This is a genomic window from Pseudoalteromonas sp. BSi20311 (assembly GCF_000239875.1).
Classification (GTDB): domain Bacteria; phylum Pseudomonadota; class Gammaproteobacteria; order Enterobacterales; family Alteromonadaceae; genus Pseudoalteromonas.
Window position 1 is genome coordinate 1 of the sequence record NZ_BADU01000067.1, and the last position, 26,446, is coordinate 26,446.

Consider the following 26,446-nt stretch of genomic DNA (forward strand, 5'->3'; position numbering starts at 1 on the left):
GCCCCGCGCCAATTAATCCACCCAGAGTAAAATACAACAACATCGGCTTATCAAGATGGACAATACTTAACAACAACCGATTGGCATTAGAGCCCAACTGCACTAAACCATGAACCGGCACCACCACTGCCATAGGCATAACCGACGCCATTACCACCAACAGCATTAAACCGCCGCCCGCACCAAAAGCCGCCGATACAAACGAAGTAAACCCCGCCAGTAAAATGAGTAACAGCGAAATTAAAGGGGAAATGTGTTCAGCTGTAAAAATATCCATATCTATGCCCGCTGTTAATCATTGACTCATAATACAAAAAACAGACAAGTAAGCGACTAGTCTTTTAGTGGTATGGGGTTCGGGGTTCGGGGTTCGGGGTTCGGGGTTCGGGGTTCGGGGTTCGGGGTTCGGGGTTCGGGGTTCGGGGTTCGCAAGATAAACCAAAGCACAATAAATTCAATAATTTTAGCCATAAAAAAAACCCGCGACTTGATTGTTCAAGTTGCGGGTTTTTTAGGGTTTTTAAACAAACGAATTTCAAAACCGTTATTGGCTGGGGTCATCTTAACCGTGATTTTAAACCACTGAGCTATAAACACAAATCAAACAAACAGAAAGCAAGGTACCACCTTCAGTACTACTTAAGTTAAAACTCATGCCATTTTTACTCCTAACACTTAGGATTTAAAAATTTGTGGCTAAAATATTAATTTTATATTTTTATCAATTTTTGAGTTTATCTAAAAGAGCATTAACTGCATTTTTACGCCAACAGCTCAAATACTCACTTATAAAATGCTCAAGCTCATCGTCGGTATAAAGCCTAGAGCAACGGTCTGATATCGCTAGCTGGTTTTTTATTTCGTGCATATCAAAATCGTAAAAGATTACTTCTGCCCATTCATAATCACCAAGATCACATTCTAGCTCTTGCTGTACATCATCAGCAGAGCAATGCCCTCTATAATCCGCTACCTGCTCATCCTCAAAATATGTGTCGCACATAGTCTCTATCAAACTATATGCACTACTGTCATCATTAAATGTGACTGTACCTTCAATAATTAGCTTTACTAAATCACGTAATGAGTTGAACTTAACTTCCATATTGCTTACCTGTGAACGTGCCTTTTTATCAAATTAAAAAGGTAAGCTATTACGGCTTACCAATAAAAATAAACTTTAACTGCGTCGCTCATCGCCTTTACCCGCAACACCTTTCATTAGCATATCGAACACTAAACTCGCTATGCCTTTAGACACTAAATCGCTTGATAGTGCTTTCATGGCCATTGCGTTGTGAGTATCCATGCTTTCAATAATCGCGTTTTGGATTGCTTCAGGGAATTGGCCAAGCATGGCTTGCTCTTTGGTATTGTGCTTAACCTGATCCATTGCGGTTTCGTTTTCGGCTACTTTACCCATTATTGCATTAGCGTAATTAACCATATCGTTTTCAGATAGGCCATCTTCAGCAAACAGGTCGTTCATACGCTCAATGATTTCGTTTAAAAGCTCAGTTTTAGGATCCTTTGGTACTGCGCCCGAGCCTTCTTTGCTTGGTGGTAAGTAGCTTTTAGGCTCTTCGCCTACTTTGTGGCCTAGCTGTAAATCAGCTTCGCGTTGTTCATGCAGCCGATAATGTGTCATTACTACATCTGTTAGGTCAACGTCGTCTTCTATTACATCCATGCGTAAAAGTGGGTGTAAGTTTTTAGCAAACACGCTGAGCTTTTCTAAGTCAGTGTCGTTAAAGTCAACAATTTGAGAGCTAAACTCGTAGTAACGATAAAACGAGATTAAATCTTTTCTAAACACATCTAAAATATCTCTGGCTTCTTTAGCGTGCTTAACACTGTTTTCACTGTACTTAATCGCTTTGTCGTTGTTGTCATCTTTCGCTTTAGCCAGCTCTTTTTGGGCTGATTGCAGTACCGTGGTGGCTTCTTTGTAGCGCAACTTAAATCGCTCTACAGGCGCTTTCATAATATTGGTGAGCTTGTCTTGCTTAGCATGTTTACTGTTATAAGCGGTTACAAAGGTTTCTACTTCAAACCATTGGTAAATACCCACCTCAGCTAGCTTCTCCATTATGTCGTAAACAATATTAGGGTCAGATACTCCCGAAAGCTCAGCGGTTTGAAAGTAAACTTTAAACTCTTCTAAAATTTCTTCAGGGTCGTTTACAAAATCCAGCACAAAGGTTTTATCTTTACCTTTGCAAGTACGGTTTAGCCTAGAGAGCGTTTGTATACATTCAACACCCTTTAATGGCTTATCAACATACATGGCCACTAATTTAGGTTGGTCAAACCCTGTTTGAAACTTATTCGCGACTAACATTACTTGGTAGTCGTTAGTGTCAAAAGCTTTGCGCATATCGCGGCCACGTAAATTAGGGTTCATCGCTTTTTCAGTAAAAGCATGATCAGGAATATCTGGGTCGTTCACTTCACCAGAAAACGCCACCATCGCATTGACGTTTTCATAGCCTTTATCCATTACATACTTTTCAAAGGCAAGCTTGTAACGTACAGCTTCTAAACGGCTACTCGTCACCACCATAGCTTTGGCTTCTCCGCCTAACAAATGTTTAATTTTAGCATTAAAGTGCTCAACAATTGTTTCAACTTTTTGGGCAATATTATAAGGGTGTAGCCTTACCCATTTAGCCATTTTAGACGCTGCTTTTTTGCTATCTACTTCTTGATCAGACTGCGGGTTATCATGAGCTAATTGATACGCCACACGGTAACTGGTGTAGTTTTGCAGCACATCTAAAATAAAGCCTTCTTCAATGGCTTGGCGCATTGAATACACATGAAAGGGTAATGGCTTATTAGTATCGGTTAGCGGTGCGTCTAAATCTTCAGGGCGACCAAATAGCTCTAGAGTTTTCGCTTTTGGTGTTGCTGTAAAGGCAAAATAACTAATATTGTTAGAGCCTTTACGGGCCTCTAGCGATAAACGCAGCATATCTTCGCTGTCTAGCTCGTCATCGCCTTCAAGTTGCTCAGCCATTAGCACTTCACGTAACTTACGTGCGGTTGTTCCTGTTTGGCTAGAGTGCGCTTCATCGGCTATTACCGCAAAACTACGCCCAGCTAAGGTAGAATCTTTACGTATTGCCTCTAAAACATGGGGAAAGGTTTGTATGGTTACAATAATAATCGAGGTGCTGGCTTTTAGCTCACCGGCTAACTGGCTCGATTTACTGCCTTGTGCCTCTTCGCGGTTAACGCGCGCTATCATTCCTTCGTTATGATCAAACTGATAAATAGTATCTTGTAGTTGGCTATCTAAAACGGTTCTGTCGGTAATTACTATTACTGAATCAAATACTTTGTCGCCCGCTTGTTTTTGTAATTCTGGGTGCTCAGTTAAGTAATGTTTAGAGGCCAGCTGGTGCGATAGCCACGCAATAGAGTTCGACTTACCCGAGCCCGCACTATGCTGAATAAGGTACTTTTTACCCGTCCCTTCAAAATCAACTGTATTTATAAGCTTAGAAACCACAGCCCATTGATGATAACGCGGGAATATCATGGTTTCTTTTACTTTTATTGAGCCATCAAGTTGTTCTTCGTCTTTTACTTCTAAGTGAATATAACGGCTTAAAATAAGTAACAAGTTATCTTTTTGAAATATCTCGTTCCAAAGGTACGAGGTCGCATAGCTGCCATCCGCTGGGCTATCATTTCCCGCAGCGCCTTCAGCTGTACCTTGGTCAAACGGTAAAAAGAAGGTTTTATTCCCCGCTAAACGCGTTGTCATGGCCACGTTATATTGGCTTACTGCAAAGTGGACTAACGCACCACGTTTAAAGGTCAATAATGGCTCTGCCTTTTTAGTGATTGGATCTTTTGGCTGGCGGTCTTTCATGTATTGCACTTTGGCATTATTGAGCGACTGCTTAAATTCAGACTTTAACTCACAAGTTGCAACCGGCAAGCCATTTACAAATAAGGTTAAATCTAACCGGCCATCATAACCATTTGGTGAGTATTTTAGCTCAGGTACCACGCGTAAAATATTTTTGTTATAGCGTTTACTCGCATCAGGGTTTAAATCGTGATCAGGCTTAAAACTACATAAGCTAAATTTAGCACCACGGTCTTTAATCGCATTACGTAACACCCAAAGCGTGCCTTTGTTTTTTAAGTTACGTTCTAGGCTTTTAAGTAAAGCATCTGCGGTTGCATTAGGGCTACGGTCAGTCTCTGGGTAATGTTTTTGCAGCTTATCCCATTGCTCAGGCTGAGCGCCTTTTACAAAAGCAATTACATCCTCTGGGTAAAGGGCTAATTCTTTATTATATTTATTCGACTCACCCAGTAACCAGCCCTGTGCAAGCATTTGGTCGAGGATGTCATTTTGAAATTGCAACTCTCTTACTGTTTTTGCTTGGCTCATTTACTCATCCTTTTGATTTAATCGTTGCTTTGCCTTGGCAATAGAGTGCTGTAATTTTTGTTCAAGTAGTTCAACATCCATCAAATGCGTTAGGTATTCTGCAACATGAATATCGCTGCCTTCCATTTCAAGTAACTCAATTTGTTCTTGTTTTTTACTGGAGCACAAAATGATCCCAAGTGGTGGGTTTTCACCCTCTTCGGTTTCATATTTTTTTAGCCAGTTGAGGTATAGCTCCATCTGGCTTTTGTGGCTGTGTTTAAACTTTTCGAGCTTTAAATCAATTGCCACCAAACGCTTTAACTTACGGTTGTAAAATAGCAAGTCGATATAAAAATCATCGTTGTCAATTTGGATACGCTTTTGACGTGCCACAAAACTAAAACCGGCACCCAGCTCTAATAAAAACTGCTCAATGTCTCTTAGAATGGCATCTTCTAAATCTTTCTCTAAGTAGCGGTCATTCAGCTCTAAAAAATCGAGAATGTAGGGGTCTTTAAGCAGCAGCTCTTGATTGTATTGGCCGGAATTTCGCAGCTCAGAAAGTTCAGCCACAATGGTATCGTCTGGCTTTTTAGAAATAGCCGTGCGCTCAAACAACAAGGCACCTATGCGCTCATCCAAGGTGCGGGTTGACCAGCGTTCCTGAATGGCCATTGTGGTGTAAAAGTCTCGCTTTATGGGTTCATCAATAGCAATTAACTGGCGAATATGGGTCCAGCTCAATTGTGTACGCAGTGCGTGCACAATCTCTATATCCCAAAAAACCTCTGCAAACTTAACCATTTGCGCAAGGTTGCGTTTGCTCCAGCCTTTGCCAAATTGTACAGTTAGCTCATTAGAAAGCGTGGCAATCACTCGTTTGCCATAATCGGCTCGCTCACCACCCAGCACTTCTTGATTGATGCGATAACCCACCTGCCAATACAATAAGGTAATTTCACTGTTCACTGCGACCGCAGCGCGTTGCTTGGCACTGTGGATCAGTGCGCTCAGCTCTTGGCTCAAGGGGGCTAGGCTTGTTAGGTTACTCATCCTTAAACTCCTTGTGGTTACCCCTGTTCTGAAACAAAGTCACGCACGTCAATCTTGCCTGTCACTGCCGCTGAGATAAGGGCTGTTTTGCGTTCTTTTAGTAAGGCAATTTGTTTTTCGCATCTATCCAGAAGTAAGGAAAACTTTGATTTTTGTGCTTTTATAAAATCATAGATTTCACACTGTTCCACATAAGGAGGTTTGGTTGAAATTATTTCATTCAAAATTGCAATGTTAATTACACCCATTGTTCCTCCTCTAGAAAACTGGTCAAACTGTTTCGCTACTGTGACACTTTTCAGATACTCTCTAATGAAATAAGGGGAGTTGGCTTTGTGAATCTTTGCCTTGATCAACCTTGGATTAATAATTCCAGCTTGGGCTGTAGATGGGAAAACAGAAACTTTCCCGAAAGTCCCAACACAGCTAATTAGCACATCCCCCTTAGTAACCTTGTATCTTGCCAAGCGAAGATAATCTTCAGTCGATATAAAATAGTCTCCAATTTTAAAATTATTTGGTATTACTTGTTCCTGACCATAAACTTTATAGCCTGATTTTTTGTACATATCTTTCGTTATACTTGAACCAAATGGTCCAGCTACAATATTTTCACAAAGATACTTAAAACGAGTTACCTTCCAATGCTCAGGGACTTCACCTAACCATTCTACGCCTGAGTCGCGCATTGGGGCATTGGGGTTTAGTCCTTTAGTCACTGCGTGAGAAATCACCGCTTGGCGCTTTTCTTTTAAAAGCTCAATCAGCTTTTCTTGCTTAGCGATTAAGGTGTCGATTTTAGCAGTTTCGTGATCGAGGAAGCTGGCAATTTTTTGTTGTTCTATGTTTGAGGGTAAGCCAAATGCTAAATTACCAACCTGTTCTGCCGATACAGCCTCAAATGTACTACCGGTCGAAACTGCATCAAATTGCTTTTTATATGCGGGTAGAACCCACCATAAAAACCCTTGCTCAACATCTGAGTTACCTCTAATACTACATAAACCACGACCTATACCATAATTTTTATCGGCAATGTTTAATGCGCCAACTGGAGCTCGAACGGAAAAAAGAAGCTCCCCAGCTTTAGCGATCTTTTTAGATGTAGGGCAAAATTGCTTCTCCGTAGGGTACTTTGAACCAAATTCTGCATTTCCTTGTAAAAAAGCCAAACCGATTCCATCAATATTACAATCATCAGAGCTTGGAGATTGCCCCATATTAATTAATGAACTGAACTTCAAGCGTGATAGTGACCAGCTACGTGGTATATACCCAAACCATTCTACGCCAGATTCTTTATATTCAGGGTATGCCTTATAACGACCAGCCATCACGAATGCACCTCGTTAAGTAGCTGCATAATCTCACTCGATACTTTATCTAAATCAGCATCAATTTCGGTCAATGATCTTGGTGGTACGTATTCATAAAAATGACGGTTAAAGGGGATTTCGTAGCCAACTATGCCCACTTCGCCGTCTTGCTCGTCGGTTTTTTTAGTATCAATCCACGCGTTTGATACATGGGGTAGTACTTCACGCGCAAAGTAGTCATCAACACTCTCGGTAAGTGGTACGTTTTCGTTATCGCGTAAGTCTGGGTTGGCTTCTACCTTGCCCTTTACCTTACATACTTCTGCTTCGTCATCGTGTTCGCTCAAGTGCTTAACAATCAGCTTAAGCTGTGCAGCGCTTAGCTTAACCACTGGTGTTGCTGTTTCTAGCTCAGTGGTTAATGCTTTTAAGAATACGTCGCGAGATAAATACTTGTTATTAAGTGAAGCAAGCGCTGCAAGGATTGTATGTTGAGCATGCTCGTTTAACTTATCCCATGCTTTGTCGGTTGTTAAAGCAGTAATACGTAACTCATCTTTTGGATAAACAGCCAGTTGTAATGGGCGCTCTACCGTAATACGGCGATAACCAAATGCTTGGTAATCGAATATTTTACTAAAGTCGTTCTCTACAAATTGGCCGTATGTTTTAACAATGGTTTCTATCGCATCTTCTGTTAGTTCTTTACGTTTACTACCCAGTGACTTACGCATCGCTGCATAAAATACGTTTTCAACTTCTTCAGTTGATTCGCCACCACCACTGCGGCCTCTGCCGCCTTTTTTAGCGCGCTCTTTTGCCGCATTTATAAGTTGTACTTTACCTTTACGGTTAGCAGGTTTATGGCTTGAAAGCACCCACACATAAGTTGATATACCGGTGTTATAAAACATATCTGTAGGTAGAGCTACAATGGCCTCTAGCAGGTCGTTTTCAAGAATATAACGGCGAATTTCGCTCTCACCACTACCTGCACCACCGGTAAATAACGGTGAGCCATTTAAAATAATACCAATGCGCGAACCACCTTCGTGTTGTGGGCGCATTTTGCTAACTAAGTGCATTAAAAATAGTAACGAGCCGTCAGATACACGCGGTAAACCCGCACCAAAACGGCCTTCAAAGCCTTTTTCGGTGTGTTCGTCGTTAATTTGTTTTTGTATTTTTTTCCAGTCCACACCGAATGGCGGGTTAGATAGCATGTAGTCAAACTTTTCGGTGCGTAGCTGGTCGTTTGATAAGGTATTACCGAGTTTTATGTTATCGACCTTTTGGCCTTTAATAAGCATATCGGCTTTACATATAGCGTATGACTCTGGGTTTAGCTCTTGGCCAAATGCTGAAAGCGATGCTTTATTGTTAAGTTCTAGTACGTATTCCATACCCGATGATAAAAACCCGCCCGTACCCGCTGTTGGATCGTATATTGAGCGCACTAATCCCGATTGCGTAAGCGCATCGTCGTCATTAGTAAATACTAAAGACGTTGTTAAACGTACAATGTCGCGCGGGGTAAAGTGCTCACCTGCTGTTTCGTTAGAGCTTTCAGCAAAGCGCCTAATTAGCTCTTCAAACACTAAACCCATACCATAGTTATTAATAACATTTGGGTGTAGGTCGGTTGTAGCAAAGCGTTTAGCTACTTTATAAAGTAGGTCGGCTTCTGCCAGCTTATCTAGGGTGTTAAAAAAGTCAAAATGCTCAAAGATTTCACGCGCATTAGGGCTAAACGACTGAATGTAACTCTCTAGGTTACTGGCTACATCGGTTTCGCCAAGGCGGTTTAAATCCATTTTTGAGGTATTGTAAAAACTTAACTGCGCTGCGTGAGTAAGGAGCTTGTCTTGCGCTTCAATTGGCATGGCTTTTACGGTTTCGTACTTTTCAAGCACAGCAGGTTTAGTGGCTTCAAGCACACACTCCAAACGCCTTAACAACGTAAAGGGAAGGATAATACGGCCATACTGAGATTGTTTAAAATCACCGCGAAGTAAGTCGGCGACTGACCATAAAAAAGCAGCGGTTGAAGAGAAGTTGTTATCTGTCATTTTGACCCTTTATTATTTTGTTTTCCGTAACTTAACTTACCATATCATTAGATATGTTATTTTTTAAGCAAGATTTAAGGATTATTTACCAGCACTGAAGGCAGTACTTTTTATTAATGGCATTGTAACCTTTATTATGTTGTATGGTAGAGAAGCTTTATCAAATTAAGGTAATATTCATAATTAACAAAATAGTAATCTATAAATAACTCATAGCTTTAAAACGGAATTAAATTATGAAAAAGGAAGAAGTAGACGCACATGTAAGAGGTGTTGTAGATAAGCTAATTGAGCAAATGCAGGAGAACTTGGGGGAATGGATAGCACCTTGGCATAATGGCTTTTTAGAACCTAAAAATGCCATTACACACCACCTTTTTAGTGGCATGAATGCAACATTACTTTGGGCGTCTACCCTTGAGAATACTTTTCAATCGGATGAGTGGGCTACACTTAAACAATGGAATACAAAAAAAGCGAAGGTAAAAATTCGCTCAAAAGGGACACGTTTATTTCGCCCTATTTACGCTAAGAAAAATAACCCCAGTGATGAAGATTATATTATTTATTTTAAACCCTATACGGTATTCAACGCTGACCAAGTAAATAATTACAACCCAGCGCACCCTGATTTATTTGCAGATGATATACCAAAAGATCCGAGTGCTGATAAATTTATAGCCCGATGCAAAGCCAATATTACTCATGGCAATACCGATGCATTTTACAGAGTACACGAAGATAAAATATACCTGCCATTCCCCACTAATTTTGTAGATAGTTCTCATGGGAGCAAAAAGCATAATTATTATGCTACTGCTATCCATGAGTTAATTCATTGGAGTGGTCATGACACTAGAATGAAGCGCAACTTAGCTAACAATAGTACTGAGCAGTATGCATATGAAGAGCTTGTTGCTGAACTAGGTGCTGCAATTATATGTACGCGGCTTGAAAATACAATTACACCAAGAACAGATCATGCTGCTTATTTGAAGTCTTGGATAAAGCATTTAAAAGATGATTTTCGTTACTTATTTAAAGCCGTAGATGACGCAAAAAAAGCAGTACATTTTTTGTATGAGTTAACAGGCATTGAAAACGCTGATGTGGATTGTGAAGATAAAGAGTTTGAACAACTTAATGATAGTGAAGCAGTAGAACCAGAGAAAATAATTCTTACAGGTTTTGTAAGTACGCTAAAAGTGAGTATGTGCTGTAACCATTGCCATGAAAGTTATAGTGTTACGTTAACCCGTTATGAAAATTTATCGTTTTGTGAGCAATGCTCTAAACCAAATAAACACCTTATTGAGTGGTAATTGCTGAATATTTTATTAGGGTTGTGGTAACGAGAGGGCTTATCGTAAAACAGGAACAAACCGTTTGAATGTGCTTTTACATGTTCCAAAATAAAATATAAAACCATTATTATCATAGTCTTAGTTATTTCAGATTGTTCCGATTTGTTCCGCATTGTTCCGGTTGCTACACATAGTAAACTGAAATACATCTTAACACTTTGAAAGCTTCCAAAAAAATTTAACACGCGTGAAAAGTTAACAATAGTACACATTTCAGTTGATTCGACTTGTTCCATAATTTTTTGTTTGTGACGGTTTTTTACCCTTACTTCTCACTTTAGCCAAATAAGAAATACGCCATATAGCCTCTTGAAGTGAATCGTAATCACCTCGCATAATGTTGTAGTAGCAGTGCTTTGGGGTATATTGTGAACCTTGTAGCTGGTACTCCCAGATGGCTTTTACCTTAATTAAAATATCATACGGATGACGTACTTTATGACCATCGAGCATCAAAACGTAGTGGTAATGTTGTTGCTTAGCGGTTTCAATCTCACGACACCAAATAAAACCTACCCGTTTTAAGTTATATGCTCGCTTAAGCCACCTAAATAGGGTTCGATTAAATTTTGTAATTATTTGATTATCCGACGAGTACTCGTAAAGGCGGAGATCGAAACGAATTAGGTGTACTTTGCTATGGTGCTTTAATATCATATCAACTTGGTTTATCATCTTTTTGGCCATAGTTAAGTAAATACCACTATGCTGACCGTTCACCCAGAACACCTGATCATTTACCTCGATAGCCCTAACCTTAACCTTATAAGACATACAACACTCAAGAGATATTATTAATTACCTAGTAGCGTGTTAGTCACTACTATCGCCATTCAATAAGTATGAATTTAAAGCGTCATGGCCTTACTAATAATTTATAGGGTCAAAAACCTATAAATAGCGACCAATGAGCGTTTTTTAAATCCATACATTGCATTCAGTGTAAGCGAGTACTAACATTGTTTAGCTAGGTAATTAACGTTATGCTTAAACGTGCTGGTGGTTTAACTTCCACATTGCGCCACCAGCACACCATTGATAAGTCGCATTGAAATTAACTTTCTTTGCGGCTTTCCTCGTTTTTATACAATGCTTGCTGCTCATCCGTCATCGACAAAACCATTATCGGAAATGGTGTTAATCGACCCGTTGATGGGCATTCGGCCTCTTTATCTTCTACTGTAAATAAGTAGCCTTTTCGTTTAATTGCACATACCACATCTTGCAGGTCATCAATTCCAATATAGCGAGCCATATTAGTATTTATTGTTAGCCCTTGGCTTATCACACTCAACACATAATTCGACTCTTTTTGGCAATCGTTTGGCTCTGGCAAGCCTAGCTCTAAGCATTTATTTCTAGGGATCATAACTGCAACTCCTTAATGCCACGATTACTAATAATACTTTGCACTAATGCTTTTAATTGTTGCTCTGTGTAGCCTGCAATCATTGCTTGGACTACTTTGTCACATTCACTTTCCACAAAGCCAACAGCTCTTACTCCCAAGCTTATGGGTGTAGGAAATAGGCCATCATTAATGCGGTTATAGAGTGTCGATTTTGACCAGCCAGTTTTATTTAAAACTTCAGGTCTGCGGATAATTTTAGAAAAACTTTTAATGTTCATTTTTAATTGCCTTAGTACGTTATGGAATGATTCAGGCACATTAAAAACTATTAGTATAGGGGTAAGGCTAGACGGGTTAGCTAATTAATTTAGGGGGTTACCTAGATAACCCCCTAAGTTAATTACTTAGGTTTTGACTTTATCATTGAAGCAATTCTTTCAGCTTTTACATTGCTTAACCCTTTTAATGTAGAAGAGCCATCTAAATGAGTAATACCTCGTATTTTGCTTTCAGTTTTTAGCCAAGCTTCTATTTCTTTATTTAAAGGCAAGTTATTTTTATCTGTGCAAAGTTGTTCGTATGCATCTATTGCCAACTGAAGCTCCGGAGGGTATCGATTTGAGATATTTACTTCATTATTGCTATGTTGCTTTTCATTGTTTTCTATAGGGTCTGATTGAGTATCTATAGGTTTATCATTGCTTTTTAAAGGTACACCAAGCTTTGAACAAAATTCAATAAATTCTGAATAGTTAAAATAAACTTGCCTATCGTAACTGTCATTTATAAACAGAGGCTTAATATCTTTTAATTCAGGTCGAGAGCAATAATCCCCACATTCATAAGAGGCTTCAAATACAGGCTTATACCCTGGCCGGTTTAAGTGAGTAACAGGCTTTCTAGTTTGTTTAATAAACCCGACTACATAGACTTTTACGGGATCTTCATCAAATGGAATTTCACTTACTATGCCTTCATAATAAATATAAGCATCAAGATCATTTATAACGTCATGAATCGGTATATTAATTAACGACTGTAGCTGCTCTTTGGTAAAAAAGTCATTTTTAAAATCATTTTCCATATTCATCTCTTTATTATCCATAATAACCTCAACCCACTATTTTTAGAGTAGCATTAGAGACACCGACCTTGCCTTGCTTAGCTAACTCTATATATTCGGACCACCAGCTCATCATTACTCGTCTACGTTCTAAATAATCTGCTCGGTTGTATGCTCGCCTTACTTCATTTTTATCAACATGAGCGAGTGCAGCTTCAACTACATCACCTTCAAAGCCATGTTGATTTAATGCGGTACTGGCAATGGACCGCATGCCGTGGGCAACTAATCGATTTTCATATCCCATGCGCTTTAAAGCCATGTTCGCAGTTTGTTCATTAAGATGAGTTCGAGGGTTTCTATCCCCGGGGAATATATACTCTCGATGACCACTAATAGGCTTTAACCTATTTAGTAACTCTATTGTTTGCTCTGTTAGTGGAACATTATGCCCGCGCTTCTTCTTCATTCGGTCTGCTGGAATCTCCCATACTTTATTTTCAAAATTTATTTCACGCCATGTTGCACCGGCAGCTTCGCTTGGTCTAACCATCGTGTGAAGTTGCCACTCGATTAAAAGACGAGTAACAAGCTTAATACTCGCATAGCTAAGGTCTTTCATTAACTCAGGGAGTTCTTCAGGTGGGATAGTAGGCATGTTTTCTTTGACAGGCTTTTGAAAAGCTGCTCTTAAGCCAGATAACGGGTTGGAGTGTATTAACCCAGTATTGACAGCGTAGGTCATTATTTCATTTAACCTTTGGCATAAGCGTTTAACCGTTTCCAAACTTCCCTTCGCAGCTAAAGGCTTTATTACCTCAATAACTTTTGGTGCCGTTACTTTGCTTATAGGTAGTTTTCCTAGTTCTGGAAATAAATGATTTTCTAGCGATCGCCATAAATCAATACCGTAGTTTTCACTTACTTGCGTTTTCTTTATTTCAAACCAATTAGTAGCAACATGCTTGAAGGTGTTTGATACTGCCTCTAACTGTATGCGGTTATGATCTTCTTTATATTCTTTGGGATCGATGTCTTTAGCTAGTAACTCTCTAAATTTTGATTTTAATTTACGGGCATCCGCTAAAGATATTGCAGGGTACCCACCCAAACCAATACTGGTCCGCTTTTTTGTGTAGGGTTTGTAATAGTCTAGCAACCAAGATTTGTTGCCGTTAGGTTTAACTCTAAGTTGCAAGCCGTCACCATCAGATAGTTTATATACTTTCTCTTTTCCCTTGGCTTGCTTAACTTCCGTATTGGTTAGTGGTTTTGTTTTTGCCATAAAGTAGTACCCGATTTTCTTTAATTAAAGTGGTACCACCAAATGTACTACTTTAAAATCTGGATGTCACTGTTCATTAAAAACTCTACTTGGAATCGTAACTTGGCGAAAAGCCAGCAATGCAGAGGGTTCAAGGCAAAAAAAAAGACGCCTAAAAGGCGTCTTAGTTCTTTGAAATGGTGGAGCTGGGGGGATTTGAACCCCCGTCCGAAAAGCCTCGACCGTCGGTACTACATGTTTAGTATTGTCATTTAATTAACCTTTAAATCCCGGACAAACACGGTAGATAAAGGCGAGGCCGCTTGGTTTTAACGCTTCAACCCCGGCCAGGGTTTCCGTCGCGATCAGGTGTTAGGGTGACACTCCAAAATCCAGTCCACAAGAATACATGGAAGGAGCGCTAGCCAGCCTAAGCTGCTAGAGAGTAGTTATCGTCGTTTGCGATTACTTTAAATTGCGGCTTTTTTACGAGGCAAACCGCACCTCGACATGCACCTTGGGCTTCTTGAATTCCGTCGAATCCTAATCAGCCCCTGAATAAGATTACTCATTCAGAGCGTGCAAGCAGTATAACTGAGTAACCCATCAATACTCAACACCTTAGGCACTTTATTTTATCGCTTGGTTAATCCTGCATCAAACACGTACTTAAAAATGTAAATACTAGGATAATAAAAAAACAATTACTTAACACCTAGGCTTGTTTGTGCTCAAATATGCAGCTAGACCTTGGTCTAATAGATTATAAAAATAATAACAGGCATATTACCTAGAGGATTTATAAATGTCGGTTTTTTCTTTTGATGAGCAAACGGGGTATATCTCTTTAGTTTCCCACCCACAAGTTTCAGGTTTAGCCTCAACAGCAACACAGCTTATTGAATTAATTGGACAGTCAGAATATTGCGAGTGTGAGGTTATTGCTAGCAATATTGGTAAGCTGTTTGCTCAAAGTAATACCGAAGAACCCACCTCTTTAGTGATTGCTCAAGCCATTGATGCAAAGCTAACCATAAACATCGATGAAAAGAATATGCTCGTTGAAGCTACCCTTATTACTGCCAAGGGCGGTCAATTGCTTAGCATGGAACAAGCGATTGAAGAGTTAACACAAGCAGGCATTGTAAAAGGCATTAGCTCTCATGCATTAGAACAATTATTGGCACAACAGTTTGAACACCCCTCAGGAAGCACACATTGCGCCGAAGTCGCTTTTGGTCGCGCGCCTAAAGTGGGTAACGATGCCAAATTTGTGCGTCTTTGCTGCACAGCGCAAGACCGCGTACTTAGCCCGCAAGCTAAGGGCGGTGGTAAAGTCGATATGAGAAACCTAGGTGATATTATTACTGTAAAACCGGGATGTGAACTAATGCGACGTACTCCTGCAACACCCGGTGTTGATGGGTTTACTGTATTTGGTGATGTAATAACTGCTCCTCCCGGCAAAGAGCATAAATTACAACCTTTTGACGGCACTAAAATTGCGCCCGATAACCCTAATTTATTAATTGCGGATTGTACTGGCGTACCGGTTGCCCTTCCCCGTGGTATGCGTGTTGATGATGTTTTATGTTTTCACAATATTGACCCAAGTACCGGCCATGTTGAGTTTGATGGCAGTGTTATTGTCAGCGGTGATATAAAAGATGGCATGCGCGTGACTGCCACTGGCGATATTACTGTTTTAGGTTTTGTTGAATCGGCACAGCTAAAAAGTGATAGCGCCATCACAATAGTAAAGGGTGCAATTGGTCGTAAGCGAGAAGCCGATGAGCCATTCACCTGTTCTATTTTTGCTAAACGAACCGTTGCGCTTGGTTACTCTCAATACTGCGACATAAAAACGGAGCAAAACTTATTAATAGATCGCCAATCATTACATTGTGACTTGAGTGCCGGAAATCTAATTAGGGTGGGCAATGCAAAAGATCCTAAAGGGAAAATTATTGGTGGCCATATTCTAGATGCAATGCGCATTGAAACAGGTGAATTGGGCGCACCAGCAGGAACTAAAACCCGTGTTTGCATCGCACAGCGATGGTATGTGCTAAAACAAAAACAAGCGCAAATCACTGACTTTGAAAAAGTTTTAATCGGTAAGTCAATTGAACTACAGCAAGCGCGCCAGCGAATTAATAAACAAGTTGCAAGCGCACAGCGTCAGCAGTTTTTGAATAAAATAACAACGAATGAAGAACACATAGCAAACCGAAGCGCCAGCATCAATCAGCAAAAGCAGTTACTAAGAAAGAAAATGGCGCAGCTTTTAGCGCTCAGTCGTTTAAAAGTTAATGAGCTTATGCACCCTGGGGTGGAGCTTAAAATTGCACGAGAATCAATTAGCTTTTCGCGTAATTACCCACCGCATTTAATCACCCACAGTGAAGGTAAAATAACCCAATCGTTTTAATAATGCTTATTAAGACTGACTTAGCTCAAAAGTGAACATTCACTATTATGAGCTGAGTTTCTAATTTTGGTTGCTTGTTTCGTCTTCGCTTTGTTGTGTTTCGTCTACAGCAAGCGGCCAACCACCTAGTTGCTGCCAACGATTAACAATTAAACAGTACAGTTCAGCAGTACGCTCTGTATCGTACAACGCTGAATGCGCTTGTTTGTTATCAAACTCTATCCCTGCTGCGCGACACGCTTTAGCAAGTACCGTTTGCCCTAATGCCAAACCAGCAAGTGATGTGGTATCAAAACTAACAAACGGATGAAATGGTGTGCGCTTGATATTATTACGCTCAATAGCCGCATTTAAAAAGCCGTGATCAAAAGCGGCATTATGAGCAACCACCACTGAGCGCTGGCACCCCGCAGCTTTTTGCGCTTTGCGCACTACTTTACAAATTTCTTTAATCGCCTCTTCTTCTGGGACTGCCCCTCGAAGTGCTGAAAAAGGCTCAATCCCATTAAACTCAATGGCAGCTTGCTCAATGTTTGCACCCTCAAACGGTTGCACATGAAAATGAACGGTATGATCGATACTAAGCAGTCCTTCATCATCCATTTTTAAAACGGACGCTGCAATTTCTAGTAGTGCGTCGGTTTCTTTGTTAAAACCGGCGGTTTCAACATCAATAACCACTGGAAAAAAGCCACGAAAGCGTTGCGCGAAAAGTGTTTGCTCAGTATTTGCCATAGTATTCTTGGTTTATAGGGATTAGCTGTCTATTATGTCAAAATTGGTGGCCTGTCGGCTAGGGGATTTATTGATTAATTACAGTTAAACTATAGGCATGTTACTTGCTTGGTAATTAGGGTCTGTTGACCTTTGCGGATTAAAATTTGTTCAAGCTAGGGGCGGTTTAATCGCGGCGCGAGGTTTGTAACCTAGTGGGCTAAGTCAAAACCGAGCAACAAAGAGTAAATCGCCCCTAGGCAGAACCCAAAGGGCAGCGCCTGTTTGGCATTAATGCTGTGTTATCGCCTATTTATGGGGAATAACCACACCACATAGGCTCTGCCTTGCCTAAATACCAAACAGGCTGCTGCAAATTTAACCTTGAAAGGTCAACAGACCCTAGCGTTTGCGCTGAATTATTTGCTGTTGCGTAATATTTTACGGTTTTTGTCACTTTTTTGGCAAAGCTAGATAACTGGAGAATTCTCAATGAAGTGTAAGTTGTTATTTATTAGCCTAAGCATTAGTAGTGTGCTGTGTAGTTTGAATACAACTGCGGCAATGCGCCAGTACACGGCTAACCAAGATAATTCAAACTGGAACTTGGTTAAAACAACTCGCTTACAATGCCAATTAAATCATGAAGTTCCCTACTATGGTGAAGCCGCTTTTAAAGCATCAGCCAGTAAAAACAAAGATCTCACCTTTAATTTAGACATGGTGGTGCGCCCAGAAAATTACGCGATTGCCGGTTTGAAAGCGGTGCCACCTAGCTGGCGAGCAGGCCGCCCTGCCCGTGATATTGCTGATATGAAATTACTTAAAAAGTTTGATGGTGAATTAGGTAATAAAACAGCATGGGAAATGCTTACTGAGCTTGAAAAAGGTAACCAACCCACTTTTTACTACCAAGACTGGCAAAATAGTGCCGATAAAATTGCCGTGGGCATGTCTAATGTTAACTTTAAGCAAGCGTATTGGGCGTTTTTACAGTGCCGCGATGAACTACTGCCATACAATTTTGAAGATATTTCGTTCACTATAATGAACTATGAATCTAATAGCAGTAAATTAACTAAGTCATCGCAACAACGCCTTGATAAAATTGCTGAGTATTTGAAAAACGACCCCAGTATAGAGTCAATCAGTATTGCATCCTATACCGATAGTTACGGTGGCCGATGGAATAACCTCGATTTATCTAGAACCCGTGCAAAGGCTATTAAAGATTACATGGTGAGCTTAGGTGTTGATGAAGTTAAAGTGGTTACTGAAGGCTTTGGTGAAAAACGCTTTGTAGATACCAACGATAACATTTTGGGCCGTGATAAAAACCGCCGCTTAGTGATTCAAATAGCTAAAATGTAAACTCAGTCCCCTCTTTTAATGGCTGAAGGTGCAATTTTAGCGCTTTCGGCCAACACCTATTGTTTTAGTAATCCCTCTATTGTGCAAAACCAATAATCTGACCATTTAGTTATTAACATTTGGCTTTTTATTTATTAATTATATTAATGAGTTAAATTACATCAGCAAAATATCTCTGCTTTTTAAATACAGTTGTAAATAGAAGATTACATTTTATTTTGTCTCTTTTATGACAAAACTATTTAAGTTTTGCACAACTAGTTATATCTTGCGTGTCTCTCACGTTTGATCAGGATCATTAAGTGCTTAAAAATAAAACAATAGGTAGCATGTTAATTGTTGCAGGAACTACCATAGGCGCAGGTATGCTTGCCCTACCAATTGCCTCTGCGGGGCTTGGGTTTAATACGGCAATGGTGTTAATTGTCGGCTGTTGGTTACTTATGACCTACACGGCTTTACTTATGTTGGAGCTACACCAATATGCCCCTCGCGATGCCACTTTAAATACACTTGCTAAGCTTTGGCTTGGTAAACGTGGCCAGTATGTGGCTAACTTTTCGATGATATTCTTATTTTATGCACTGTGCGCTGCTTACATAGCAGGTGGTGGTGCTCAGCTACAAGAGCGCATTAATACTGGGTTTAATCTTAGTATTGCTCCACAATTAGGCTCCGTTATTTTAGCCGTGCTAATTGCAGGCGTAGTGACTTTAGGCACTAGTAAAGTAGATAAGCTTAACCGAGTACTATTTAGTATAAAAATAGTCGTTTTGGCTAGCTTGTTTTATATGCTAACACCTTATGTGCATGGCCAACATTTGTTAGAAATGCCTGTTGAGCAAGGACTGATACTATCGGCTATTCCAGTGGTATTTACCTCTTTTGGTTTTCATGGCTCTATTCCTTCTATTGTTAAATACGTCGGGCTTGAAATAAAAACCTTACGTAAAGTTATGATTGCTGGCGCCTCTTTACCATTGGTTATATATGTATTTTGGCAAGTATTAAGCCAAGGCATAATGAGCCAAGAGCAATTACTACAAAGCGAAGGGTTAACTGGGTTTGTAGCCAGTGTGGCCAATATTGCCAATAACGCCAATGTTTCTACTGCGGTTAAATTGTTTGCTGACTTAGCCCTAGCAACGTCATTTTTAGGGGTGAGCTTGGGGTTATTTGACTTTTTTGCCGACACATTCAAAAAAGCAGATACGGGCGCAGATAGAATTAAAACAGCACTTATTACTTTTGTTCCTCCTCTTGGATTTGCTTTGTTTTACCCGCAAGGCTTTATTATGGCATTAGGCTATGCGGCCATTGCTTTAGTAATATTGGCAGTATTTTTACCTGTTAGTATGGTGTACAAACAACGTCAGGGCGTTGAAAAAGAAGGCTATAAAGTACGCAGTGGTAACATTGGTTTAGCGATAGCCGCTTTGTGCGGTATATCAATTATTAGTGCGCAATGCCTACAAATGGCAGGCTTAATACCTGCAATAGGCTAATCCTTATAGTTGTTCTAATATATGCACCCCATAGATGGTTTTGGGGTGCATATCATTCAAACGTCAATTGTTGACATTTAAAATACTATCGCTTGCCCTCTTCCACTTTGCTCAGACGCCGCATCTAATTTGCCATCATTATTAATAATCACGTGCATATCACCAAAGTGGTGTTCATCGACTGTATAACCCATTTTTATTAGCTGTTGCTTGACTGAGGACTCCAATCCCGAGTGCGCTCTAATTACATTTTTAGGCCATAACTGATGATGAAATCGCGGACTATTTACTACATCATCTGCGCTCATATTAAATTCAATTGCGTTGAGTATTGATTGATACACAGAGCTAATAATAGTGGTACCGCCGGGCGACCCTGTTACCATTTTTACCTGATTATTACTGAGTAAAATAGTGGGGGTCATAGAGCTAAGCATACGTTTATGCGGCTGAATTTCATTTGCTTTGCCGCCAATGGCGCCAAATACATTCATAACCCCAGGTTTGGCGCTAAAATCATCCATTTCATCATTTAAAATAAAGCCTGCGCCTTCTACAACGACACCACTACCAAACCCTAAATTAATGGTGGTGGTATTAGCAACGGCATTCCCCATGTTATCAACAATGGAAAAGTGGGTGGTTTGCTCGCTTTCTTTTAAACCTGGTTTAATATTTTCGGTAGTTGAAATAGCATTTAAATCTATACTATTGCTACGGTTTTTAAGATAATTTTCTGCAAGTAGCTTTGCTGTAGGTACTTGGTAAAAGTCAGGATCGCCTAAGTATTCTGCCCTATCAGCAAACACTCGCTTTCCTATTTCAGCAAGTAAGTGCACATACCCAACTGAATTATGTGATGGTGCAGCTATGGGCTTTTTAAGCTCATACATTTTCAGCCATTGTAATATAGCAATACCTCCAGAGCTAGGAGGTGGCGAAGTGACGACTTGATAGCCGTTCCAGTTAGCTTTTATAGGTGTACGAGACTTTGCACGGTAATTTTTTAAATCGTCTTGAGTAATAATACCGCCATGTTGCTTCATAAAGTTTGCGATGATTGCTGCAGTTTCACCTTGATAAAAGCCATCTTTACCATTATCGCGAATGCGTTTGAGTGTCGCTGCAAGCTCAGGTTGCTTAAAAAGCTTACCAGATGTGGCGCTTGCAAAATAATTGGCAAAGTTTACTTTAATGTTTTTATTGTTTAGATGCGCTATATAGTCCTCAATCAGCTGAGCCAACTTTTCAGGCACAACAAAGCCCTGCTCTGCTAATGTTACCGCAGGTTGCACTAACGCTTTCCACGGTAACGTACCATGCTTTTTATGGGCTAACCACATTCCTGCGACACTGCCAGGCACGCCACTAGCGTGTATGCCGTAAATAGATTTATTTTCAATTACTTGCCCCTGCTCATCTAAATACATATCACGATGCGCGGCGTTCGGTGCAGTTTCACGATAATCTATAAAATCACCTTGCCCATCTTTATGAATAAGCATAAAACCACCGCCGCCAATATTACCTGCTTCGGGGAGCGTAACGGCCAACACAAACTGCGCTGCAATGGCTGCATCAACCGCATTGCCCCCCTGCTGTAACACCGTTTTTGCTGCTTGCGCACTAAATGTGTCGGGCATCGCCACCGCACTTTGCTTGGCAGCAACATTAAAAAAGCATAATTGTATTATTAAGACACTGCTAATAATTAGCTTGCTTAGTGAAAAGAGTGACCCCATCCCATATCCTTAGGTTATTTTTATACATTGATGGCAAACATTAATGCACAGTAACAAACACTAGGTCAATATTTAGACGCTATATTTGTAGAGCTTGAGATTATTTTTAATCTATCTATACGACTTTGAATATAGCGCAGCGGTTAAGTTTGAGCCGTCATCAGTATGAATATAATAATGTTTAAGCCGCATACCGAGCTTTTTCATAACACTAATTGAGCCAACGTTGGCGGTCAGTGCCGTGGCACTAATTGCCTTAATTTGCGGTTGCTTCTCAATCGTTGAGCAAATCGCTTGTGCCGCCTCAATTGCATAACCTTTACCCCAACTCACTTGTTTAAATCGCCAGCCCACCTCAATATCACTAAAATCAGGCGTATCTGAAAAAAAGCCCATCGGCCGAACAAGCACCCACCCTATAAAGATATTGCCTTCACGCAGGTTTACTTGCCATAACCCCCAACCTTGTTGCGCATTACGATAAGCGAGCATTCTAGGAATGCTTATCGTTTTTATCTCTTCAAGAGTGGTTGGTTTACCTTGTGTTAAATATTGCATAACGGCTGGGTCTTGATCGAGCTCGAATAATTTCGGCCAATCATTTTCGTCCATTAATTTAAAACTTAATCGTGTTGTTACAGCTATGTTCATTTTCATTATTGTATAGTTACCCCTGAAATATAATTTTCTCTAAAGGAGATAGTAAATGAAGAAATTAGCAGGTTTAGCTTTATTAGGCACTTTAATTACGTTAACTGGCTGTGAAGATGCCAACGAAGTGAAACAAGACGCCAAACAAACGAGCGCTGAAGTTCAAGAAAAGCTAAACGAAACGTGGAACGACGTTAAAGAAAAAACCAATGAGCTTAAAAATGACGAGTCATTTAATGAGCTACTCGAAGAGAGTAAAGCGATGGGCTTAGACATGTACGATGACGGCAAAGAAGTAGCTGTTGATGCATGGATTAAAAGCAAAGAAGCGGCTGGCGAGCTGACTGAAAAAACCAAGCAAAAAGCACGTGAAATTGCGGCAGAAATTGAGCAAGCACGAGAAGAACATAAAGAAGGTTAATTATTGTTAACCATAAAAAAAGGTAAGCCATGGCTTACCTTTTTTATTTAACTTTTAGAGTAAATTATAGATTATAGTTCAAAGTCTTTTTTGAATTTTAAACCAAACTCACTACGATCATTACTGCGCATTACGCCAACAAAGCCAGTTTGCTGCAGGCGTCCTACATCGTAAACTTCGTTTAATACATTCTCACCATATAGCGTTACTTCCATATCGCCGTATGGATTAGTGTAAGAAATATTAAAACCAACTAGCTCACGCGAATCAATCGTTTCACTTTTGTTGAAAACTGATTGGCCTTGCATTTCACTGCGGTACGAGTAGTTTGCATTTAATGCAACCGTGCCACCATTTCTTAAATCAACAAAGTAAGATGGAGCAACCATTACTGTCCAACGAGGTGTCAGTGCTGGTGAGTCGCCTTTACCAATACCTTGTACGCCTTCAGCTACTTCTGTAATTTCAGAATCTAAGTAGCCTACTGCAGTGCGAATAGTAAAGTCGTCGGTTAGTGCAATTGTGGTTTCAAGCTCAATACCTTGCGCTTTAGACTGACCTGCATTTTCAACGATAGTTACAAAGCCACCACCTGCAGTTGGATCTGAGAATGGCAGTGCTAAATCAGTGTAGTCAGTAACAAACATTGCAAGCATCATAGACACATTTTCATGTACTTGGCCTTTTAAACCAATCTCGTAGTTAACTGCTTTGGTTTCATCAAACGATACAAACTGATCCGGACCACCGAATGGGCGCGGTGGGAAACCACCGGTTTGGTAACCTTTTTGTACTTGGCCATACACGTTCATATTATTGCTAAGCTGGTATGAAGCATTAATGTCCCATGTTACTGCATTAAAGTCTGCACTAATGTCCTTTCGCTCAGGGAAAGTTGGGAAAATGGCATTAGCATCTTTTTTATCTTCTGAGTAACGAAGGCCACCGCCTATTGTTAAATCATCAGTTAAATCGTAACTACCATTAATGTAAGCTGCGTATGAGTTAGTTTCTTGATTGATTTCAAAAAATCCAAAGCCACCAAATGAAGGAGTAACACCATCATTTAGCACGCCATCTGGTGTATTAAACGGGCTAAATACAAAATCTTCAGAGCGAGTAAAGCCATCTTCATTAAAGAAGTATAAGCCAGAAACAAAGTCCATTTTATCAAACGTGGCGTTTAGTTGAAGTTCAAAAGAGTATTGATCTGCACCGCCCACTTCTGGGAATTCTGATAAGTTAAGTGGAGATGCATCATCATCTAAACCACCTTCATACTCAGAGGTACGGTAGCTTGAAATAAACTTGGCTGTATATGTGTTATTAATCGCCCAATCAGCTGTAAATGACGTACCCCAACCAGAATATGAGGTTGATTCAATACCGGCAACTGTTGTGCCTAAATCATCAGGATTCGCTGGAAGTAAGTCTTCAGTTAATAATGGGAAATCACCATTGAATACATTACTTGAATCTAATGGTTCAGTAAGCTCAATAGTATAAGGCGATTGGCCTGATTCATTATCAACCCCATCTAGCGAGAAGGTAAACGCTAAATCACTGGTTGCTTCGTATTTAAGCGCAATACGACCACTAAACTCTTGCTCTTCACCAATTTCTTTTTCAGGGTTAACTAAATTTACCGCTGTTCCTACCCCATTACGTTGCTTATATGACGCACTTGCCGACATGCTTAAATCATTGGTTAATGCATCATTGAAGTAAATATCACCAGCGATACGACCACGACTACCGACTTTAGCCGATGTCGTTAAAATGCCCTCATCACCTGGTTGTTTAGTAATTACATTTACCGCGCCACCTAATGTATTACGACCATAAAGCGTGCCTTGTGGTCCACGCAGAACTTCAACACGCTCAACATTAGGAAGTGATAAGTTAGAACCCATTTGACGGCCTAAATAAACACCGTCTAGGTAAACACCTACGCCAGGATCTGTGGTTATAATGTGATCTTGCAAGCCAATACCACGAATGAATACTGAAGCATGCGCTGCGTTACCAACACCATAGCGAGTAATATTTAAGTTAGGAACGTATTTACCAATATCTTCTAAGTTACCCATATTGGCTTTATCAATAAGGTTAGCACCTATTGATGTAATCGCAGTTGGAGATTCGAACAAGCTCTCTGTACGTTTACGAGCTGTCACTTCAATTTTTTCAAATGCGTCTTGTTTGGCTGTCGTTTTAGCTTCTTGTGCATTTGCGGAAGTTGTTAGGGCTGCAATAACCGCTAAACTTAACTGTGAGAGGGTGCGTAATTTCAAGGTTTTCTCCAAAGGGTATTAATTTAATTATGCGTTATGCTGTGTAAACATAAATTGTAGGCATAAAAAAAGATGCTTTAGATGCATCTTTCCTCTGGGAGTGTATTGTATTACATAAAAGTTACAATATGTATATTTAACTTTAGTTTAAGCAAAAAAAATAATTTTTAGCTTTTTTAATCTAAACTAATTACCTCAACAATGACGCAGCTTTGGTTATAAATTAATACTTTAATATTAACCACCAACTGCATTGTTCATTAATCGTACACACCGTTTATTGTGGAAAACACATTAAAACTGCTTGAAATTATGACAATATCCAAAGACCCTTTATATTTAAATATAAAGCAGAACCATTTTTAGGTGAAAAGCATGACAAAAAAACAGACCACACAATCAACTAACATGCTTTTTAACAACAACCACTATAATCCATTATTTTTTACTACATTGAATAACGACATATTATTAGTATGCTACTCAGCCCTTAACTCCCTAACTAACTACGAACTTTTAAACCAATTTATTCATACAAATAATTACCAAGGGTTAGTTATTTATAATATTCCTAAAGATACTGATGCCGTTTCACTGAAAGAATGGCCAAATTTAAAAGGTCTTTTTTTATCAAGATACTAGTGAAGAGTTGTTTACTAGGGGGCTAGAAGCAATTAAACAAGGCGAATTGTGGTTTCCACGAACCATTAGTGACATTTGGATGCGTCAAATGCTCGATACAGAACAAAAGAATGCTTTGCAAACAAGTAATTTAACCGATAAAGAAATTAAAGTACTCAACCTACTTTTTAGTGGACTTCACTCCAGTGCTATTGCTGATAGTTTATTTATAAGTGAAGCTACGGTTAGAGTTCACTTACATAAAATTTATAAAAAAATAGCGGTCAAAAATAAGCAGCAGGCAATTCGTTGGTGCCAAGATAACCTAAAAAATATAAATTCGCGTTCATAACTAAAAAACACTACTTAATACTTACTTTATCAACTTCCCTCTCATAATTAATAATCCAAACAACTCAGTTAGTTACATAAGCTAAAAACAAAAAGTGCTTAAATTTCAATAATTCCACTACATTGATGTTGCAAAAAAGCAGTAAAAAGTACTTAATTCATTAACTTTAATTAGAAAAAAGTTAATACTCATCTTATACTGCAGCGGGATACACATGAAATTAAATAGGATACACAATGAAAAAACTATCTGTAGCAGTAGCAATTTGTTGCGCACTTGCCACAAGCAGCGCAAGTGCTGAGGTTCGTATTAATGGGTTTGCTTCTATTGTCGGTGGTAAGTCGCTCGATAGTGATCAAACGTTATATGGATATGATGATGATATTTCATTTAAAAATGAAAGCGTATTTGCGCTTCAGCTAACCGCTGATTTGCAAGAGAAGCTAACCGCCACAGCGCAGATAGTCACGG

Annotated in this window: 19 protein-coding genes, 1 other RNA gene and 3 pseudogenes; 7 read left to right on the forward strand and 16 right to left on the reverse strand. The window is 39.7% G+C overall.

The window, feature by feature from the left end; genetic code table 11:
* From P20311_RS07385 to P20311_RS07410, 6 genes and pseudogenes are all read right to left on the reverse strand, one after another.
* Positions 1-277, reverse strand: a pseudogene (locus P20311_RS07385) (sulfite exporter TauE/SafE family protein); the annotation flags it as partial.
* Between the two features lie 444 nt (positions 278-721).
* A complete protein-coding gene (locus tag P20311_RS07390; RefSeq protein ID WP_008111277.1) occupies positions 722-1,105 on the reverse strand; it encodes a hypothetical protein in 384 nt (127 codons plus the stop codon).
* A gap of 75 nt (positions 1,106-1,180) precedes the next feature.
* Positions 1,181-4,411: a type I restriction endonuclease subunit R gene (locus P20311_RS07395; RefSeq protein ID WP_008111278.1), complete on the reverse strand. Its 3,231-nt coding sequence runs from the start codon at positions 4,409-4,411 to the stop codon at positions 1,181-1,183.
* Positions 4,412-5,446: a YhcG family protein gene (locus P20311_RS07400; RefSeq protein WP_008111281.1), complete on the reverse strand. Its 1,035-nt coding sequence runs from the start codon at positions 5,444-5,446 to the stop codon at positions 4,412-4,414. It abuts the gene before it with no gap.
* A gap of 17 nt (positions 5,447-5,463) precedes the next feature.
* On the reverse strand, positions 5,464-6,780 hold the full coding sequence (locus P20311_RS07405) for a restriction endonuclease subunit S (RefSeq protein WP_008111283.1): 1,317 nt from the start codon (positions 6,778-6,780) through the stop codon (positions 5,464-5,466).
* Entirely contained in the window at positions 6,780-8,831 is a 2,052-nt protein-coding gene (locus tag P20311_RS07410) for a class I SAM-dependent DNA methyltransferase (RefSeq protein WP_008111285.1), read from the reverse strand. Before P20311_RS07410 ends, P20311_RS07405 begins: the two co-directional genes overlap by 1 nt.
* Positions 8,832-9,067: 236 nt before the next feature.
* On the opposite strand from P20311_RS07410, the gene P20311_RS07415 reads away from it, so the two are divergent.
* Complete coding sequence (locus tag P20311_RS07415; protein ID WP_008111287.1) at positions 9,068-10,153, forward strand: ArdC family protein; 1,086 nt, start codon at positions 9,068-9,070, stop codon at positions 10,151-10,153.
* Between the two features lie 255 nt (positions 10,154-10,408).
* On the opposite strand, the gene P20311_RS07420 is transcribed toward P20311_RS07415, so the two are convergent.
* The 6 genes from P20311_RS07420 to ssrA form a co-directional block, all read right to left on the reverse strand.
* Positions 10,409-10,969, reverse strand: coding sequence for an inovirus-type Gp2 protein (locus P20311_RS07420; RefSeq protein WP_008111288.1), 561 nt, complete (start codon positions 10,967-10,969; stop codon positions 10,409-10,411).
* A gap of 280 nt (positions 10,970-11,249) precedes the next feature.
* Positions 11,250-11,564, reverse strand: coding sequence for a hypothetical protein (locus P20311_RS07425; RefSeq protein WP_008111290.1), 315 nt, complete (start codon positions 11,562-11,564; stop codon positions 11,250-11,252).
* Positions 11,561-11,824 carry an AlpA family transcriptional regulator gene (locus tag P20311_RS07430; RefSeq protein WP_008111294.1) on the reverse strand — a complete coding sequence of 88 codons (264 nt, stop codon included), beginning with the start codon at positions 11,822-11,824 and terminating at the stop codon, positions 11,561-11,563. Before P20311_RS07430 ends, P20311_RS07425 begins: the two co-directional genes overlap by 4 nt.
* 122 nt (positions 11,825-11,946) lie before the next feature.
* Positions 11,947-12,651 carry a hypothetical protein gene (locus P20311_RS07435; protein ID WP_008111296.1) on the reverse strand — a complete coding sequence of 235 codons (705 nt, stop codon included), beginning with the start codon at positions 12,649-12,651 and terminating at the stop codon, positions 11,947-11,949.
* 7 nt (positions 12,652-12,658) lie between these two features.
* A complete protein-coding gene (locus P20311_RS07440; protein ID WP_008111298.1) occupies positions 12,659-13,894 on the reverse strand; it encodes an integrase domain-containing protein in 1,236 nt (411 codons plus the stop codon).
* 177 nt (positions 13,895-14,071) lie between these two features.
* Positions 14,072-14,428: a transfer-messenger RNA gene (gene ssrA / locus P20311_RS18660) on the reverse strand.
* Positions 14,429-14,678: 250 nt separating this feature from the next.
* On the opposite strand from ssrA, the gene P20311_RS07445 reads away from it, so the two are divergent.
* Positions 14,679-16,304: a DUF342 domain-containing protein gene (locus P20311_RS07445; RefSeq protein ID WP_008111299.1), complete on the forward strand. Its 1,626-nt coding sequence runs from the start codon at positions 14,679-14,681 to the stop codon at positions 16,302-16,304.
* Positions 16,305-16,364: 60 nt separating this feature from the next.
* On the opposite strand, the gene rnt is transcribed toward P20311_RS07445, so the two are convergent.
* Positions 16,365-17,039, reverse strand: a complete 675-nt coding sequence (gene rnt / locus P20311_RS07450; protein ID WP_008111302.1) for a ribonuclease T — start codon at positions 17,037-17,039, stop codon at positions 16,365-16,367.
* 471 nt (positions 17,040-17,510) lie between these two features.
* Here rnt and P20311_RS07455 point away from each other — a divergent pair, with 471 nt between their 5' ends.
* Positions 17,511-18,389 carry an OmpA family protein gene (locus P20311_RS07455; RefSeq protein WP_008111306.1) on the forward strand — a complete coding sequence of 293 codons (879 nt, stop codon included), beginning with the start codon at positions 17,511-17,513 and terminating at the stop codon, positions 18,387-18,389.
* Between the two features lie 302 nt (positions 18,390-18,691).
* Entirely contained in the window at positions 18,692-19,894 is a 1,203-nt protein-coding gene (locus tag P20311_RS07460) for an aromatic amino acid transport family protein (RefSeq protein ID WP_008111307.1), read from the forward strand.
* A 77-nt stretch (positions 19,895-19,971) separates the two neighbouring features.
* Here the strand turns inward: P20311_RS07460 and ggt are convergent, their stop codons facing one another.
* Together ggt and P20311_RS07470 are read right to left on the reverse strand one after the other, a co-directional pair.
* Positions 19,972-21,636 (reverse strand): gamma-glutamyltransferase, encoded by a 1,665-nt coding sequence (gene ggt / locus P20311_RS07465; RefSeq protein ID WP_008111310.1) that lies wholly within the window; start codon positions 21,634-21,636, stop codon positions 19,972-19,974.
* A gap of 111 nt (positions 21,637-21,747) precedes the next feature.
* Complete coding sequence (locus P20311_RS07470; protein WP_008111313.1) at positions 21,748-22,293, reverse strand: GNAT family N-acetyltransferase; 546 nt, start codon at positions 22,291-22,293, stop codon at positions 21,748-21,750.
* Between the two features lie 49 nt (positions 22,294-22,342).
* Here P20311_RS07470 and P20311_RS07475 point away from each other — a divergent pair, with 49 nt between their 5' ends.
* On the forward strand, positions 22,343-22,708 hold the full coding sequence (locus P20311_RS07475; protein ID WP_008111315.1) for a hypothetical protein: 366 nt from the start codon (positions 22,343-22,345) through the stop codon (positions 22,706-22,708).
* A 71-nt stretch (positions 22,709-22,779) separates the two neighbouring features.
* Here P20311_RS07475 and P20311_RS07480 read toward each other — a convergent pair whose 3' ends face one another.
* A complete protein-coding gene (locus P20311_RS07480; protein ID WP_008111317.1) occupies positions 22,780-25,002 on the reverse strand; it encodes a TonB-dependent receptor in 2,223 nt (740 codons plus the stop codon).
* Between the two features lie 375 nt (positions 25,003-25,377).
* On the opposite strand from P20311_RS07480, the pseudogene P20311_RS07485 reads away from it, so the two are divergent.
* Positions 25,378-25,975 (forward strand): annotated as a pseudogene (locus P20311_RS07485) (LuxR C-terminal-related transcriptional regulator).
* 236 nt (positions 25,976-26,211) lie between these two features.
* A pseudogene (locus P20311_RS07490) lies at positions 26,212-26,446 on the forward strand (hypothetical protein); the annotation flags it as partial.